Annotated in this window: 13 protein-coding genes; 11 read left to right on the top strand and 2 right to left on the bottom strand. The window is 57.5% G+C overall.

All coding sequences use genetic code 11. The annotated features are described in order from the left end of the window. Positions 1-26 precede the first annotated feature (26 nt). The 5 genes from RGR602_RS29800 (at position 27) to RGR602_RS29820 (ending at position 6,682) form a co-directional block, all read left to right on the top strand. Positions 27-1,316 (top strand): polysaccharide biosynthesis/export family protein, encoded by a 1,290-nt coding sequence (locus tag RGR602_RS29800; protein WP_052451805.1) that lies wholly within the window; start codon positions 27-29, stop codon positions 1,314-1,316. A gap of 23 nt (positions 1,317-1,339) precedes the next feature. Then, positions 1,340-2,638, top strand: a complete 1,299-nt coding sequence (locus RGR602_RS29805) for an O-antigen ligase family protein (RefSeq protein WP_052451806.1) — start codon at positions 1,340-1,342, stop codon at positions 2,636-2,638. Positions 2,639-3,052: 414 nt separating this feature from the next. Further along, the gene (locus RGR602_RS29810; RefSeq protein ID WP_082046725.1) at positions 3,053-4,015 is read left to right on the top strand and encodes a glycosyltransferase family A protein; all 963 of its coding nucleotides are present in this window, start codon (positions 3,053-3,055) and stop codon (positions 4,013-4,015) included. 33 nt (positions 4,016-4,048) lie between these two features. Further along, positions 4,049-5,140 (top strand): glycosyltransferase family 8 protein, encoded by a 1,092-nt coding sequence (locus RGR602_RS29815; protein WP_082046726.1) that lies wholly within the window; start codon positions 4,049-4,051, stop codon positions 5,138-5,140. Positions 5,141-5,230: 90 nt separating this feature from the next. Further along, the gene (locus tag RGR602_RS29820; protein WP_052451807.1) at positions 5,231-6,682 is read left to right on the top strand and encodes an oligosaccharide flippase family protein; all 1,452 of its coding nucleotides are present in this window, start codon (positions 5,231-5,233) and stop codon (positions 6,680-6,682) included. Between the two features lie 301 nt (positions 6,683-6,983). On the opposite strand, the gene RGR602_RS29825 is transcribed toward RGR602_RS29820, so the two are convergent. Further along, complete coding sequence (locus RGR602_RS29825) at positions 6,984-7,949, bottom strand: GNAT family N-acetyltransferase (RefSeq protein WP_040115600.1); 966 nt, start codon at positions 7,947-7,949, stop codon at positions 6,984-6,986. A 145-nt stretch (positions 7,950-8,094) separates the two neighbouring features. Here RGR602_RS29825 and RGR602_RS29830 point away from each other — a divergent pair, with 145 nt between their 5' ends. Then, a complete protein-coding gene (locus RGR602_RS29830) occupies positions 8,095-9,024 on the top strand; it encodes a hypothetical protein (protein WP_133939554.1) in 930 nt (309 codons plus the stop codon). Between the two features lie 63 nt (positions 9,025-9,087). On the opposite strand, the gene RGR602_RS29835 is transcribed toward RGR602_RS29830, so the two are convergent. Continuing rightward, positions 9,088-9,759 carry a sugar transferase gene (locus RGR602_RS29835; RefSeq protein ID WP_052451808.1) on the bottom strand — a complete coding sequence of 224 codons (672 nt, stop codon included), beginning with the start codon at positions 9,757-9,759 and terminating at the stop codon, positions 9,088-9,090. A 528-nt stretch (positions 9,760-10,287) separates the two neighbouring features. Between RGR602_RS29835 and RGR602_RS39950 the strand changes: the two genes are divergently transcribed. From RGR602_RS39950 to RGR602_RS29860, 5 genes are all read left to right on the top strand, one after another. Beyond that, positions 10,288-10,455 (top strand): exopolysaccharide production repressor protein, encoded by a 168-nt coding sequence (locus RGR602_RS39950; protein ID WP_170251034.1) that lies wholly within the window; start codon positions 10,288-10,290, stop codon positions 10,453-10,455. Positions 10,456-10,638: 183 nt separating this feature from the next. Then, on the top strand, positions 10,639-11,778 hold the full coding sequence (locus RGR602_RS29845; RefSeq protein ID WP_040115602.1) for an NAD(P)/FAD-dependent oxidoreductase: 1,140 nt from the start codon (positions 10,639-10,641) through the stop codon (positions 11,776-11,778). A 669-nt stretch (positions 11,779-12,447) separates the two neighbouring features. After that, complete coding sequence (locus RGR602_RS29850; protein ID WP_040115603.1) at positions 12,448-14,046, top strand: FAD-dependent oxidoreductase; 1,599 nt, start codon at positions 12,448-12,450, stop codon at positions 14,044-14,046. Between the two features lie 191 nt (positions 14,047-14,237). Beyond that, positions 14,238-15,650, top strand: coding sequence for an FAD/NAD(P)-binding protein (locus tag RGR602_RS29855; RefSeq protein ID WP_223844084.1), 1,413 nt, complete (start codon positions 14,238-14,240; stop codon positions 15,648-15,650). Between the two features lie 307 nt (positions 15,651-15,957). Beyond that, positions 15,958-17,454: a DegQ family serine endoprotease gene (locus RGR602_RS29860; protein ID WP_040116601.1), complete on the top strand. Its 1,497-nt coding sequence runs from the start codon at positions 15,958-15,960 to the stop codon at positions 17,452-17,454. Positions 17,455-17,556: the final 102 nt, after the last annotated feature.

Raw genomic sequence — 17,556 nt, forward strand, 5'->3', positions numbered from 1 at the left:
TTGCCAGGCAAAGATAGGGAAGAACCATGAGGTTAGTTCGTCAGCTCTCTCCTGCCGCGCGTAACGCCATCTACGCGCTACCGCGGCTGTGCCGTGCAACGCTTGGCGCAGTCGTCCTTCTTGTTCAACCGGCGTTGCTGTCGCCTGCGCACGCTGATCCCTATAAGCTTGGAATCATGGACAAGCTGTCCGTCCGCGTGGTCGAATGGCAGACTGCCGAGGGGCAGTTTCGCGAGTGGCCGGGTATTACAGGCGAATACATCGTCGGTCCGAACGGTGATCTGGCTCTGCCGTTTGCCGGTGAACTGAACGCTGTCGGCCGGTCGACCTCGGAGGTGGCGCGCGAGATCGCCCGCAACCTCCAGGAACGTTTCGGGCTTCCCAATCCGCCGGAAGCCTCGGTTGAGATTCTTGAATTCCGGCCGATCTTCGTAGCTGGCGAAGTCCACACGCCTGGCAAGTATCCCTACGATCCGGAGATGACGGTCTTGAAGGCGATTAGTCTTGCTGGCGGCATGCGTCGCGGGCTGAACGAAGGTCAGCGGTTCGAACGCGACTTCATCAACGCCAGGGGCAGTCACGAGGTACTTGTTGCCGAGCGCGCCCGTCTGATGGCGAAGAAAGCCCGACTTGCCTCCGAGGAGGCAGGCGAGGAGAAGATTGCTGTCCCCCAAGACCTTGCCGCCATCCCCCAAGCGCGAACGCTGATAGAGGATGAAACGGCAATCATGGAAACGAACCGCAATGCCTTCGACCTCCGCCTCAAGGGGCTTGATGAGCTGCAAACCCTCTACGGCAACGAAATCACCTCACTCAGCAAGAAAGTCGACAACCAGACCCGGCAAGTGGACCTTTACAAGAGGGAGCTCCAAAAGACCGCCAAGCTCGTCGATCAGGGTCTGGCAGTCAGCTCCCGGGCGCTGGGGCTCGAGACGACGCTTGCCGATACCCAGAGCAACCTGCTTGACCTCGACGCTGCCACGCTGCGCGCCAAGCAGGAGATGAACAAGGCTGCGCTCGACACGATCGACTTGAAGAACGAGCGCAAATCGAAGATTGCGCTCGATATGCAGGAAACCAAGTCGCAGCTGGACGAAAATGCGCTGCAGCTTCAAATGTACCGGCAATTGATGGCTGAGGCGCTGGTGAATGCGCCAACGGCCTCGCAACTGACCGGAAGCGACGCCGCCAGGCTCATCAGCTATTCGATCGTGCGAACGGTCGCAAGCAAGATCCAGGAGATTCCTGCGACCGAAACGACGCCCGTGCAGCCGGGAGACTTGGTCAAGGTCAGTGTCACCAATGAAAAATCATAGGACCAGGGGTTCGGCAGACCGGCATGCGTATCAGTATCAACGCTTTCTTATCGCCTGAACACAACGCCCCCTTTGCGATCTCTGCTATGGTCGCGACGATGTTTTTCATCGCCTATGCGCAGCTGTTTGGCTCTGTCTTCATTTTGTTGTTCTACCTGGTGTGGCTGCCTCTTCTTGTCATGGACCCGCGCGCAGTCATCGGCGATCCACGGCCTCTCTATTGGATTTTTGCCTTTTCCATCTTTGCATGCCTGTCCTTTTTCTGGTCTGCGGTTCCGGGCCTCAGCCTGCGCGGCGGGCTGCAATATCTTTCAACGATTGTCTGTGCGCTCGTTGCCGCACGGGTCGTGCCGGTAAAGGCGATGGTTTTGGGTATGAGCCTCGGCGCATCGCTGGTGCTGCTCTACTCACTAATATTTGGGCACTTCGACTACGACCCTCTTGATGGCGTCTACAGCTTCATCGGCGCCTTCGCGTCGAAGAACCAACTCGGTATGTTTGCCGCGCTCGGCGTCTTTGCCTCCTTCTCGCTGGTCTTCATTCTGCGCGTGCAGATGATGTGGCGCATCCTAGCGCTGATGTCAGGCGCCTTCGGCGCCTTTTCGCTGTACGCGGCCCAGTCGGCGACCTCCACGATCACGATCGCAGCAACGATTGCCGTAACGGTCGCTGCGGTCTTTCTGAAGCGTTTCTCACCGCGGCACCGGACGGTCCTCTTCCTGTCGATCGTTCCTGCAGCAGCCATCGGACTACTGATCGCATTGAGCACCGGACTCTTCGGCGCAATCCTCGGCGTCTTCGGCAAGGATGCGACTTTGACAGGGCGGACGTATCTTTGGCAGCGCGGACTCGAAATCGCCCACGAACAACCTATCTTCGGCCTCGGTTTTCAGGGTTTCTGGGTCCAGGGCTTTTCTCGACCGGAGGTCTTGTGGCAGCAGTTCTATATTGCATCGCGTGCAGGCTTTCACTTTCATAATACCTACATCGAGGCCGCGGTCGAACTTGGCTATATCGGACTGATCCTGCTCAGCGCCGTTATTCTTGGCCTCCTCGTTGGATACCTTAGATGCCTCCTGTCGTCGGGCGCACGAAACGAGGATGTGGCCCTCTTCGGTCTCGTCACACTGTTCATCGGTCGCTCCTTTTTCGAAGTTGATTTCCTGAACCAATACACGATCGGATCCTTCCTCATCTACTACTGCGCCGGGGCACTCACGAAACCGGTCGCAGGAACGGTAGGCAGGGCCTCGGTGCGGCTCTATCCTCAATTCGCTGGCAGTGAAGGTTTTCATGTGCCTCGCCGTGGCGGTCACGGGTGACCGCTTGCAAATCAAGCGAACCGACAGATGGAAAGTATTGTCACAGTCGATTTCATACCGTCGATCTGTTCTCGTGCTCAGCGGTCGCGTGATTGCCCATTCCAACGACGGCGAGCTCCGTTCTCAGTCGGATTTGCCGCCGTCGTCGTCATCGCCACAGTTGCGAACAGGCCGCTGTCTATTCGCGACTGCATCTGTTGGCGACGTTCTTCATTTGCTCGCTGCTCTTGCCGGCAACCTCAAACGGTCGCTGCACAGAATGCAGCTAAGCTCTTCGATAGTCGGCTATACAGAGGAACGACAATATCTCAATATAAATTGGATTCTACGCGAAGACATTATTGACAGGCATCACCTGAACTATAACATACATTTAGTTCTTCTTGGGATTTCTTTCGCGTTGTGGAATGTACAATGTCTTTACCGCTTGTCGCTGTTGTGACCCCGACGTATAATGGCGGACGGTTCTTGGCTGAAACGATGGAATCCGTCCAGCAGCAAGATTGGCCAAATCTTGTTCACGTCGTGCTCGACAACAACAGCAGCGACAATACCGAAGAAATCGTCTCCGCCTATTTGAACAAGCGCATCCCTGTCCTTCGCTTCCGCAATGAAAAGACGCTGGATCAGCGTGAAAACTGGACGAAAGCTTATCGCCTGGTACCACAGGAGGCTGTCTACGTGCGCTATCTCTGCGACGATGACACGATTAGCCCGACGTCGATCTCCAAGATGGCCACACTCGGCGAAACCTTTCCCAATGTCGGGGTCATTGGTAGCCTTCATGACTGCGCAGGTGCTGTTCAAGATTTCTTCTGGCCACCCGGCATGCCGGTTCTCCCCGGCAAGGACGCCATGCGTATGGCGCTGCTGCGTCAGGGCATTTTAATGCCGGTCCAGATGATGTGGCGCCGGCGCGTGACTGACTCGCTCGAACCGCTTTTCGCCGGCGCCATGGACGGCAGCTGGGACCTCGATACGGTTTTCCGGATGCTGGCGATCAGCGATTTCGGTTTCGTGCATGAGGCGCTTGGCTTTACCCGTGTGCACGACAATACGGTCACTGCCTTACATTATGCCGGCAAAACACGCGCCTGGACGCGCGATGGCCTTGATCTGATCATGCGCCACGGCCCGGTCGCCTTCGGGACCGACTACCGCCGCCAGCTTCTCGCGTTTCGTCGCTATTATGTGCGCCGCATTCTGACCTGGTGGCGCGAAGATCGCGGCCGCGAGCATCTGCAACCCCATTTTGATGCACTTGCAAGGGCCGGCTTTGGTGTCAACGGCATGCTCGTCGTCGATGCCGTGCTGGACTGGATTTGCGTCAAGCTTGGCATGCGCCGCGCCTGGACCGGATATCCGGGCTGGCAATAGGCGGCAAACGTTTCGATGACATGAGACAGGAGCATGAGGCTCCCGCTTGGAGGGGTAATGAGTGATCCCGCATTTGAAGGAAATCTAGCATCTTCTGCCATGGGCGCCTTGCCGATGAAGACTGCCAGTTTCCGGTCAATCGCCGAAGGCCTGAACGGTCGCCCCCTTGCCGAACCTCTACTTGAGGCAGCAATGCAGCGATATAGCCGCCCGCGACCAATAGCTCCGGAGGTGACAATCGCCTTTGGACTCGATACCACTTACTTGCCGCACGCAGCTGTTGTGCTGGCATCTCTTATCGCTAACGCGCCGGGCGCAAAACTCCGTTTTCTGATCGTCCATGATGGCATTTCCCCCCAAGCCCGTTCGACCTTCGAACGCTGCGCTAAAGGGCATCGGTTTGATTGGCTCGAGATTAAAGCCTCAAGTGTCCTTGCAATGCCCGGCAAACGCCATATCAGCCGTGCCGGCTACTATCGCTTGATGCTTGCCGAGCTTGCCCCGCCAGATATCGATCGAGTCCTTTATCTCGATGCCGACCTCGTCGTCATGGGTGATATCCGGGAACTCTATGCCTCCGATCTGGGCGAGCATGCAATCGGCGCGGTCTGCGACGTCGGCATGGACGGCGAGGCGTTCGCCGAGCGTTTTCAGCTGCAGCCCAAGCGTCTTGGCTACTTCAATTCCGGTGTACTGCTAATGGATCTCACCAAGCTGCGCGCCAGTGATGATCTTTCCAAAGTCATCACTGTTTTGGAAACGCGCATCGACGATATGGAGTATGGCGATCAGTGCGCTCTAAACGTTGTCTTCTGGAGCCGATGGAAACAGCTTGATATATTGTGGAACGTCCAACGCCGAATGCTGATGCCGCAGGAAGGCAAGCCCTGCTATGCAACTGCAGCCGAAATGAAAAAAGGGCGCCGGCCAAAGATCATCCACTTCACGGAGCACAACAAACCGTGGTCGACGGACGGATGGCATCCGTTGATCTGGACCTATTACCGCTATCTGAAAAAGACCCCCTATCGAGCGCAGGTCCTTAAGCTTGGCAAGGTCCATTTCCTCAAGGATCTGCGTCGGAAAATCAAGACCGTTGTCAACTGGTACCGGTTGCAGGCGTGAGGCAGGCCTGGTCTTCCAGGCGCACATGCTTGATTATGGCGCGCGGCGGCGCAACGGCGCCGGTTACACCTTGCACAGATGGGACGGTCCATGTCTGAAACGTCGCTAGCAACGGCACTTCGAAATGGCATTGCCTGGAATACCATCAACGCGATCTTTTCGCAGAGCGCCGGTTTTGTCATCTTCCTGGTTCTTGCGCGCATGCTGGAACCGGCGGTTTTCGGGGCAGTCGCGCTCTCTGCTGTTGTTGCCGACTTCATCGCCAATGACGGCCGCTATGCCGGCATGGATGCGATCCTGCAGCGTGGTGATTTCGACAAGAAGAGCTTAAACGCGGCCTTCATATCCCTGTCTTTGGTCGCCTTACCCGTCGCGCTCCTGTTGGTCATGGCTGGGCCTTTGATCGCTGGCTTTGAGAACGCGCCACTGGTCGGTTACTATATGCCGATTTTTGGCCTTCTTTTGCTCTTTACGCCGTGGCTGTCGGTGATGGATGCCCTCATAATGCGCGAACTGGGCTTCAAGACGTTTGCCAAGCGCAATATGATTTCGACCCTTGCGGGCGGTGTCGCCGGCATCACGCTGGCGTTCTCACCCCTGGCGATTTGGGCGCTGCCTGCTCAGCGCATTGTCTCGACTTTGGCCGTTGTTGTCTTTGAGTTCCGTCATACCGGTTGGTTTCCCGGGCGTCATACCAAAAAAGGCGCGTGTCGCGAAATTCTTCGCCGCTTCCTGCCTCTATGGATGGTCGCCGCCATTAACATATCCATGCAGCGCGCTGCCGTGCTGGTCTTCGGCATCCGCTTCGATGGCGCGACCGTCGGTCTGTTCCGGGCCGCCGACAGGATCAGCGAGTCGCTGCAAAATCCCCTGGTCAGCCCGCTCTTTGCGCTTTGGTTTCCGTTGATGAGCAAGGTGCGCGGCAACCTTGCGGCGGAACGCGAAGTATTTACCGCCATCATCCGCACAGCTGCCTTCGTGACACTGCCGGCCTTCACCGGACTGATTGTCGTCGCCGATGATGCGGTGGCGTTGCTGTTGCCCTCGTCCTATGCCGGGGTCGCGCCGATTCTTCGCGCTGTGGCGATCACGTCGCTGATGATCCCGATCGTCTGGTTCAACCCCATTGCAATGAACGCGCTTGGCTTGAACCGCATGTCACTGCAATATTCCATCATCGTTGCCTTGACTTGTATCGGTGCGCTCATCGTCATACCGACAAGCACGCCGGGCGCGGCGATTTTGGTGATGTCTTCGCCGGCGCTCGTCTATGGTGTGATTGGCAATGTTTTGTTGCTACGCCGGCTGAACCTGCAGGCGAAGGTGCATTACATGGGACTCGCGCCGGCCGCGGCGGCGGCCCTCGCCATGGGCGTGGTCGTATATTTCGTGCATGCGACAGTAATGGTTGGGATGCAACCTTCCTCCCGCCTCGCTATCTCGGCGAGCCTTGGCATGGTCATCTATTTCGGCTGGCTCACCTGCTTCAGCCGAAGCTGGATGATCGAACGTATCCAGCTCCTGCGTGGACAAGGCAGATGACGCACAGCGTCACAGACAGGCGATAGTCCCCGCGCAAGCTTCACCGCCTATCCTTCTCTCATGCGAAAGCGGGAGAGCGACATGAAGAAAACGACGTTGCTGAATGCCACCGGGCTTTCCGTGCTCCTCTGGCTTTTTATCCTGCTCTCGGTCGTCTGTCTGCTGCGCTAGCACAATCAGGAAGGATCAGCGCGCCAAAAGCTGCTCCCGGCTCGCCTTTTTAATCACCGGATAGAAATCTGCAGATCATCTGCTGGCTAGTGGTCTGCGCCGGACGAGCACCAAGGGTTAGAATCGATCCCTAGCGCCAGTCGTCGAGCACGAAGACGCCGGCGCGACTGTAACCCGGCTCATTGGGCCTGTGCATCGTGACCCCTTGGATTTCGGTTCGAAAACCACGCCCGACCAAGTGCCGGTACGCCTCATGGCGGGCCATGTTCACGCCGGCCAGCAGCCTGGGCATCCCCTCCGCTACGGCAAGCGCCTCGCAGGCATGCAGCAAGTTGTCGAAGGTCTCCCCAGCCGCCGATCCTGGGCGCACGGTCCCGAACTTGATGAAGCAGGCACCGTCGCCTGCTTCGCTGCGCGGCCCATGGTGGCACACGGCAAAACCGTCCAAGCCCGCACCCGCCATATCGCCGAGCAGGACCGTCTCCCCAAGCTCCTGCGCCTCTACGGCCTGGATTTCCGCCCCCAGGTCGAGCCCGTCGTAAAGGGCGCCGGTCAAGTCGCGGCAGGACTTAAGGCATTCCACTTTCTGCTCCTCTGTCAGATCGGAATACCGCGACCAGCGCACCGGCTCGGTCTGGTTGTGACGGACCGGCGCCGACATGATGGCCGTGAGGAAACGAGCCCAGTAGCCGTACTTCTGGTACAGGCCCACATGCTTGGCGCTCTGGGCGAAGGTGAACAGGCCTGCATGCCGCGTGCCCCATTCATCGAAGCTCGCCGTGACGGCCTCGACGAGCCGCGCACCGATGCCCCGGTCCCAGAGGTCGGGGCGGATCGTCAAGGGTCCGAAGAAGCCGACGCTGCCCCAGCGGGTTGCGAAGTTGGAGCCTACCAGTTCGCCGCCCACCTCCGCGGCGAAGGCGGTGACGTAGGGCGCCTGCCAGCGGCCGCGTACGTAGTCGCGGTCGGACCAGAACGTCTCTGGTTCGGGTGCTCCCAAGAAGGTGCCAAAGGCCAGACGGAAAATTCTTTCGGCTTCCGGCAGGTCGGTCTCGGCCAGCGCGCGGATGGCTACGCTCGGTGCAGCCGTTCCCATATCGCCCTCCCTGGTTCGCTAAGGGCGCTATTTTACTCTTCTCCAGAGCAACAGTCACGTCGCATGGGAGATGCCGGCCACCGGATCGGTCCTCTGGCGGCAACATCCGTCAGGTTTCTGCCACTAGAATAATCTTGAGGCAATTATGTCTCATTATCCAGAGAGCGTAACATCTACAGCCAAAGATCGAAGTTTTTATCTGGTCTTTAGTAGGATATGTCTTCATATTGTTAAAGACTCCACAAGTGGTACAGTGATGTTACTCAATGATACCGTATTTCCCGCCGCTCAGGCAGCATCATTCTGCGTTCTGGACAGACTTTTGGCCTGCGAGAATGCCGAGCTATCATTTTTGTACTTTCACTATGAGGCTCGCTTCGTCCTTATCATGCGCGCAGCGGGTGCACCGGCAAGGTGCGAAATCATTGAAGATTTCGAGGAAAAAACTGGGCCGGCCGCCGACAATTACTTCCGCGAATTTGCAGCGGCTGTGCTCGAAGTCAGATCCAGCGAGCTCGGACTTTATCTGACATCCGCAATTTCTCCGGCAGAGGGCTTGGCAAATGGTGCGGTCGGGATCGCAAGGCGTGCGGGACGACCGAGCGACGCGCTTGCCCTGGAAAAGCTGACCGCCGCAAGTTTCCTGATTGGCCAGTTACTCAAAACTTTCGCCGAGATCGCAAGCGACGTACCGCAACACGACGCCCTGCCCGGACTTGTCTTACATCGAGCCCTTGACGCGCTGACCATCCTTTTTGACCTGCGGGTATCATCGCTGCGCAGTTTCGACGGCATTGAAGCTTATCGGGAACGACTGCTGATCCTGATCATCGCGCTGTCGACGATGGCAGCGAGCGCACAAGAAGCAGAGGCCGTCAGTGTCGAGATCGCAGGCGGGACAGCAGAAAGGTCGGTGACTTTCATCCAGAAGAACGCCACACTCATGTTTCCATTCATGAGCGGTCGGGACGCCGCGATCCTAAGGCGCGCCGTCAATGGCCTTGGCGCGCGGCTTTCGGTCCAGCGTGATAGCCAGACCAATATTACCCGCGTCCAACTCGTGATTCGCCAGTGAGGGCTGCAACGGCTGCTTACTCGCACAGGCACAGTCCTGACCGCGCCGCCATCAGCGATCTTTTCAATGATCGAGCTGAAACCTTTCAGCCTGGAACAGACCACCAATCGCGCGGACCAGGATTTTCAAATCGCCCAAAAAACTCCACTGCGCGGCGTAGGAAGCTGCCGCCATTTCCCCATTTCTGACACCACCAGCCGTGGCGTGGCAATCGCTGATCATGCCTGGTCTACAAAATTGTGCAGAGCTGCCCTTTTTTACAAAACCGCGATCAACAGGCAGCGATGGCGGACCAACGAAGCTCATGTCACCGAAGAGCACGTTGAGAAGTTGCGGCAGATCATCAAGCCCTGTTCGATGAAGAACTCGTCCAACGGGCGTTAGCAAAATATCGTCCTTCAACCTTTCCGTCATGATCCAGCTTGCAAGCTCGTCTGGATGGCGCGACAGATGCTGGCCGAGCCGGAGGCGCCAGTCGACCGGCAATTTCCGGAAGCTGTAGCAGTCAAACGCCTCTCCCCCGGGTGAGCGCCGCCTTTCAAAGTGAAGGATCGGTCCGCGATCGGCCAAACGAACAAGTAACGCGATCGCAATCATCAGCGGCAGAAGGCAAATGATAGCCACACCCGCCAGAACAACGTCAAAGATCCGTTTCTGTGCACCGCCCGCAGGCTGCGGGATGTGTCGATCGCCGTGATCACGAGAGGGATTGGCAAAGTCGGCATCGTATTTCATTCTGAGGCCTCCACAGCGTTGGCCATTTAAATCGTAATGATTAGTATTTTCAAGCAGAATCTCATGTATACCTCGAAAGCATGAACTACGTCCTCGAATACCCCACGTTACTGTAGGTAGCGTTACGTCAGGATCGATTTGCACGAGCACATTCATCTGACGCATAGACTTCTGATTTTTGCTGATGATTCACTATCGCATACTTAATAAGCTTCTATCTTTCTGATTACTGACGCCTTCTCGACATTTACCGCAAAGGTTGTCATGAAAATTCGTGTTTAACGACTTTTTAACGATGACATCTTTTTGACATCTTGTCTGTTGAAGGTTTCTGTCGACGCATTGAGCATGGTAACACTGCAACAAAGAACTCAGTTATCTCTGATTGTGCGAAGTATTGCGGGACGATGGAAGAAGGTCCCAGATCAGAGTGTGCGTCGTGAGGCCGGAGGGGAGTTCATGTACGCACCCAGGGTATTTGTTTCGATGGCCGCCGTGCTCATCGCTTTCTTTTGCGCGATATTATGGATGCAAGGGTCCGTCCTCAGTGCGTTTGCCGATAGTCTTGTATGCGCTGTCCTGATCCAGAGCGGGTATTTTCTCGGGGTCCTGTTTCTGGTTTGGCACGAGGACGTGTCCAGGCCCTCTCGCGCCCTTGATATTTCGAGCCAGGCGGTCGGTCCCCGATCCCGATGAGGTCACGACCCTTCCGAGCAGCCCCAAGCATGGGTGTTCGGATCGGTCGAGAGGCGAGGTGTTATCCGCTCTCGCGTGAAAATCTGCGCCGCTTTGCACACTGCAGAATTGACTTCGCTCCTCAGAGGTCAGATGAAGGAGCGTTAGTTCATGCGTGGCGGCGGTTGGTGAGATGAAAGCCGGATGAGCAGATTGTTTGTCGACGCCATTGTCGTTGGCGCAGGCGTCATCGGCCTGGCGGTTGCCCGCAAGCTCGCGCTTTGCGGCCTTGAAACCATCATTGTCGAACGCGCCAACGCAATCGGCACAGAAACCTCATCCAGGAACTCTGAAGTTATCCACGCCGGTCTTTATTACCCGCAGGGTTCGCTGAAGGCGACGGTCTGCGTCGAGGGCCGGGCAGCGCTTTACAACTACTGTACACGCCGCGGCGTGGAAGCGCGACGGGTAGGCAAAATCCTGCTTGCCGCGAGCCCCGAGGAATTGCCCAAGCTTGACGCGATTGCTGCGGCAGCCAAACGCAACGCCGTTTTCGATCTCCTTCCGCTCACACCGAGCGACGTCGCCGACCTCGAACCGGAGCTGAACTGCGCCGGCGCGCTGTTCTCGCCATCGACGGGCATCATCGACAGTCACGGCTACATGCAGGCGCTGCGCGAGGATTTCGAGACCGCCGGCGGCATGCTCGCCTTCCATACGCCGGCTATGGCAATCAGGTGCGGTGGTGTGCGGATTAGCCTGACCACGGGCGGAGCGGAACCCACCGAAATCGAGGCCGACTTCGTGGTCAATGCCGCCGGCCACGGCGCCCCCGGCCTTGCGGCAAGAACAGCGGGACTTTCCCCCAAGATGGTGCCGCCGCAGTGGTACGCCAAGGGCAATTACTTCGCGCTTTCCGGGCGCCAACCCTTTTCGCACCTCATCTATCCAATGCCCGACCATGCCGGCCTTGGAGTCCACGCAACGCTCGACCTCAACGGGCGCTGCCGTTTCGGGCCTGATGTCGAATGGGTCGATGAGAATCATTCGCTCGATGTTGCTGCCTCCCGCGCGCAACAGTTTTATGACGCAATCCGCCGCTATTGGCCAGGTTTGCGTGACGGCGCCTTGCAACCCGATTATGCCGGGATACGGCCAAAGCTTCACGACGCAACCATGCCGATGCCGGACTTCCGCATCGACGGGCCGCAGCTGCACGGCGTCAAAGGTTTGGTCAACCTGTTCGGGATCGAGAGCCCGGGTCTGACAGGTTCGCTTGCGATTGCGGATATGGTTGCGGTCGCACTTGGAGTTGCAAGCGGCAAAGAAGCATTCCCAGTCTGATCGATAACCGGTTCTCGTGCTCTAGCTGCCTTAAAAAGCTTACAGGCGGCCCGTGTTTAATGCACGCATGGAGCGGGGATCTCCTCCACCCGAACTGGGCCCGGAGCGTAAGGCGAGCAATCACGAAACCCATCACATGGCAAGGCAGTGCGCCAAGATCACGTATCCGAGCTTTCCTTGCAACCGCCATAATCCGCAATCGGCGCCTTCTCGCATGATGCCACTGCACGTGCCTAGGCGATAAATGTCGGAATCAATAAGATCGAAATTCCGATCCTTCCGAGCCGTCGTATCGAATTATTCTTGAGTATACCCTCGTCAATATTATAAATTTCTACCAGTATCTCTACCGCTGTTACACGCAATGATCGCATCGAATACTCTTTGAATACTCACTGAATACCCATTTCTAACACATCAAAAACGATGCATTTTTCCATATATATAACGTGATTGAACACTATTTCAAACTTATGATAGTAAAATAAACATTGCTTGAACTTCAGAACCATGCTTCCGCTTCTTTCGTGAGAGTCATTAGGATTTTTTAATCCAAAATCTTCTTGAACCCCACGCCTGCATACTCTTTTACATTGAATGCATTGCAACATATCGCATCATAGCTAACATTGTGACGGGGCCGCAATGATTTCAGGGCGTATTGATGACATGCCAGGTGATACCGATGTCCTCATCGTCGGATCCGGACCGGTCGGCCTCACCCTTGCCAAAGAGCTTCGGCAGGCCGACAAGCGCGTTCTCGTTGTTGAGTCGGGCGGGTTAGACCCATCCACGGCTTCGAACGAACTTGCCGGCGCCTTGATCCTGGAACCCGCCACCCACGACGACGTGCGCATCTGCGTCTCGCGCCAATTCGGCGGAACAAGCAACCTTTGGACCGGGCGATGCCTTCCCTTTGATCCGATTGACTTTGAAGATCGATTTCCCGATGGGCGGTGGCCTATTTCCTATGACGAGATACGGCCGTTCTACGACCGTGCCGTGGAATACGCCAACTGCGGCCAGGGGTTCGTCGATAAGGCGCCACTTGCCTCGGTAGACGCCCGTTTCGAACTAACGCGTCTTGAACGATACAGTCGTGATCCGAAACTGTTTCGCGCGAGCCTTCAGCAATTCAGCGAGGATAGGGGACTGACAATCCTGCTGAACACCACCGTCGTGGATCTGGTCCTGACGGAAAATAGCAGCGTCAGCCATGTCGTGGCCCGTCACAAAAACGGTCTTGCCTATCGCATTTCATGTAAACGCGTGGTTCTCGCCTCAGGTGGACTGGAAGCGGCGAGACTTCTGCTCAACATCCAGCGGCGTCACCCGCTGATGTTTGGCGGACCCCATGGAGCGCTCGGCCGTTATTACATGGGCCATCTTTTCGGGCATGTTGCTGCGCTCAGATTTTCGAACAGACCGGCCGAGGCACTTTTCGACTTCCACCGGGACGAGACAGGCGCATATGTGCGCAGACGCATCGTGCCGAGCGATACGCTAATCAACCAGCATCATTTGCCGAATGTGGCGTTCTGGCCCGATGTGCCGGCCCTTTCAGATCCGCAGCATGAAAGTGCCTTCTTGTCCGCCGCTTACCTTGCCTTGAGCTTTCGTCCACTCGCACGGTACCTCACGCCTGAAGTCATCCGCCGGCATCATGCAAGCCGTCTTGACGCAATCGCCGGCCATCTCAAGAACCTCGCCGTTAACCCGACCGAGATCGTCAGGCACCTACCCGGCTACCTGCGCAATCGCTACGGGCGAAACGCCAGGAAGCCCGGCTTCTTCATCAATAACAGCCGTCGAACGTACAGGCTTGCTTTCCATGCCGAACATTTCCCCGACAGGCAAAGCAACGTGCGCTTGTCTGACAATGTCGATGCTTTCTTCGTGCCACGGCTGACGATCGACATGCGCGTGCCTGACGAAAATATCCGTGCACTCGTTCGCACCCATCGTCTCCTGAATGACTGGCTAGAAGGAAATTGCCTGGGCCAGCTCGATCTGAATCGCAGTGACGATGCGCTTGCAAGTGCCATCGCGACACGTATCCGCCATGGCACGCATCAGATTGGGCTGACACGCATGGGAACGAACCGCAACGACGCCGTCGTCGACGGGAACTTGAAAGTCTTCGATCTTGCTAACGCATATATTGCGAGTTCCTCTGTCTTTCCGACGTCGAGCCAAGCAAACCCAACATTGACAGCAATGGCCCTTGCCATTCGCCTCGCGCAGCACATCATCCAGCCGGCGCCCTAACCTTTCTCTTCTGGTGACCGCCGATTGCCGAGATGACTTTCAACCAGCCTGATGGCTGCAGTTGCAGGTTCTGATTGATCTCCATAAATCTTATAGATTAATTTACTGGGACGGCGCCAAATATCGGCTAGGCCGGGCCTCAAAGATGCGTCAAGCTACTCCGGATCTCGAACCCAGTTGGATCAGCAGCGGTGACGAAAAACGAAGTGGATAGCGTTAAAAGACCCGCCATTGCCATCGTTGGCGGCGGCGTTTCCGGCGCGGGTGTAGCCTTTCATCTCGCAAGGACAATGCATAGGCTGCCACGCGTCATCGTCTTTGAGCCGCGCCGCGAATTGGGCCGCGGGCTTGCCTATGATACGAACGATCCTTCCCACCGCATCAATGTTCCGGCAGCCCGCATGAGCCTGCTTCCCGATGAACCGGAGGATTTTCTCGATTGGATTGCCAACAGCGATGGCGTCGCGGACGACCCGGACGCGTTATGGCCGAACGGCAATCTTTTCCCGCAACGCCGGCTCTTTGGCGCCTATGTCGCTGCGAGACTGCGCCCATACCTTGAAAACGGTAAGGTCGAGCATAAGAGGACGCTCGTAAGAAGGGTGTTACCCGGCCCAAAGGAATGGTTGATCATCGATAGCAACGGCGATGAGACACGCGCGGATTTCCTCGTGATCGCCACCAGCCATCCAGCGCCCTCAGCACCGCGCAGCCTCTCCGCTGCATTGGCCGGCCACCCGCGCTTTGTTGCCGATCCCATGCGCCCCGGCTCGCTCGATCCCATTCGTCCGGACGATCGGGTCCTCATTGTCGGCAACGGCTTGACATCCGCCGACATCGTCGCGTCGCTGACACGCAGTGGCCATCATGGACCGATCACCTCGATTTCCCGCCGCGGGCTTCGTTCGCGCGGCCACGCACCCTGCCCGCAGGAGCCCTTCGGCGACTTCCTTTCGAAGCCGGCTACAAGCGCTGCAGCGCTCCTGCAGACCGTTCGAAAGACGATCGCGGGGGCGGCCGAAATCGGCGAAAGCTGGCATGCAGTCATCGATCAGGTCCGCAGCAACGGCCATGAAATCTGGCGCAATCTGCCTGTTGCCGAGCGGCGGCGCATCGTCCGCCATTTGCGGCCTTATTGGGACGTCCATCGGTTCCGCATCGCACCGCAGGTCGAAGAGGTACTGGATCGGGCGATCGTTGAAGGACGCCTCGAGATCCTTGGCGCTTCCGTTGCCGGTGCCAAAACCGACGGAGCGGCGATCGATATAGTCCTGTTCAAGCGAAGCGGCGAGCGCGTGGAGAAACGCTTCGATGCCGTGGTCGTGACCACCGGTCCTGCCCATGGCAGCATTCTCCAAAGCCAGATGTGGCTGCATGAGCTCAACCAGGGCGGCCATTTGAAGCTCGATCCGACCGGCCTCGGCATCGCCTGCAACGAGAGCTCAGAAGCAGTCGGAACGGATGGCCTGGCGAATTCATCACTGCTGATCTCGGGTCCGCTGGCGCGCGGCACCTTCGGTGAGCTGATGGGACTGCCGCAGGTAAGCGAGCATGCCGTCTTCATCGCAGCCGAACTTGCAAAAAAACTGAAAGCGGTCCGATAGCGTCGTGTGATCCCTGACGAAGATCGGCCCCCTCGCCCCCGATGTCCGCATAGGGTGCGCGAACATTAACCAACTGTAATTCTTACATTTTTGCAATGAAACCGTAATGAACATTTAATTTGTAAATGCGGCTTGACCAAAGCATATCTCTCCAAGACGCCATTTCTTGAACCGGCAGCACTCGCTACAGTTTCGATGATTGTCCTCTGGAGGCCAAAGGATTGGCGCCACGTTCACCCGACGCCCGCGTTCCCCGGCATGGAACCAAGACGCCGCCATGCAGTATTTTCGCAAGGAACCTATCACCATGTTACCGATCCTCTCCAAGCATCGCATCGCAGCGCTGATCGGCGCTGCGATTATCGCCGGTACTGCCGTCGTGCCCTTTGCCATCAACGCATCCAATGCCGCCGCCGCTTCGGCCGAAACCAACGGCGGGCCTTCCTCCAGCGGCTCTTTCGCCTCCGTCGTCCATGCCGACAAGCCTGCCGTCGTCACTATCACCACGACGATGAAGGCCGACGCCAGCGCCGACGACGATCAATCGCCGATGGACGAGCAATTCCGGCAGTTCTTCGAACAGCAAGGCATACCATTTCCGAAGCAGCTGCCGCAGCATGAGCACGGTGAGCGCGCCATGGCGCTCGGCTCCGGCTTCATCATCGGCTCCGATGGCGTCATCGTCACCAACAATCATGTGATCGACAATGCTTTGGACATCAAGGTGACCCTTGATGACGGAACGGAAATGCCGGCCAGGCTGATCGGTGCCGATTCGAAGTCTGATATCGCGGTCTTGAAGATTGAAGCTCAAAAGCCCCTTGCAACGATCGCCTGGGGCGATTCTGACACTCTGAAACTTGGTGATCAGATCCTGGCCATCGGCAATCCCTTCGGCATCGGCACGACAGTCACAGCCGGTATCGTATCGGCCCGCGGCCGCGATCTGCACAGTGGTCCCTACGACGACTTCATCCAGATCGACGCGCCGATCAATCACGGCAATTCCGGCGGTCCGCTCGTCGATCACGACGGCAATGTCGTCGGCATCAACACGGCGATCTATTCCCCAAACGGTGGCAGTGTCGGAGTCGGCTTTGCCATTCCGTCCGATGAGGCCAAGGCGATCGTCGCCAAGCTTCAGAAGGATGGTTCGATCGAGCATGGCTATCTCGGCGTGCAGATCCAGGCAGTTACCAAGGATGTTGCAGATGCCGTTGGGCTCAATGCCTCGCAGGGTGCGCTCGTTGCAGCCGTAACCGGGGGAACCCCTGCCGCACGCGCCGGTGTCAAGACGGGCGATATCATTACCGCCTTAGGCAGCCAGACCGTAAGGACGCCGAAAGACCTCTCGCGTCTCGTCGCCGACATGTCGCCGGGCGCCAGGAAAACGCTCACCGTCTGGCGCGCCGGCCAGAGCACCGACCTCACCGTCACCATCGGCGGCAACGGCACCGGCGATAAGCAGGCAGAAGCCGAAGAAAGCAGCGGCAGGACACAGGCCGGTCCGGGCATTGGAATTGCTCTTGCCGATCTCACACCGGATACCCGGGAAGAACTTCACCTGGCCAGAGGCGTCACGGGCGCGGTCGTCGCCAGTGTCAATCCGGACAAGCCGGCCGCCGAAGCAGGCATTCAGACGGGCGATGTCATCGTCTCGGTCAACGACAAGACCGTACATAATGCAGGCGATGTGAAGAACGCCGTCGCCAATGCTGCAAGATCCGGCCGCAAGTCGGTTCTCCTGCTTGTCGAACGTGGTGGCAATAGGATCTTCGTAGCCGTACCTTTCGCAGCCGCTTGACGCCGAATATCATGCGCTCTGCATTCAACCGGATGCGGAGCGCTATTGCTCCAAGGCCTGCGCCGCCTCCACCTCACTAAGCGCCGGAACGCGAATACTCGC

The organism is Rhizobium gallicum bv. gallicum R602sp, assembly GCF_000816845.1.
GTDB classification, from domain to species: Bacteria; Pseudomonadota; Alphaproteobacteria; order Rhizobiales; family Rhizobiaceae; genus Rhizobium; species Rhizobium gallicum.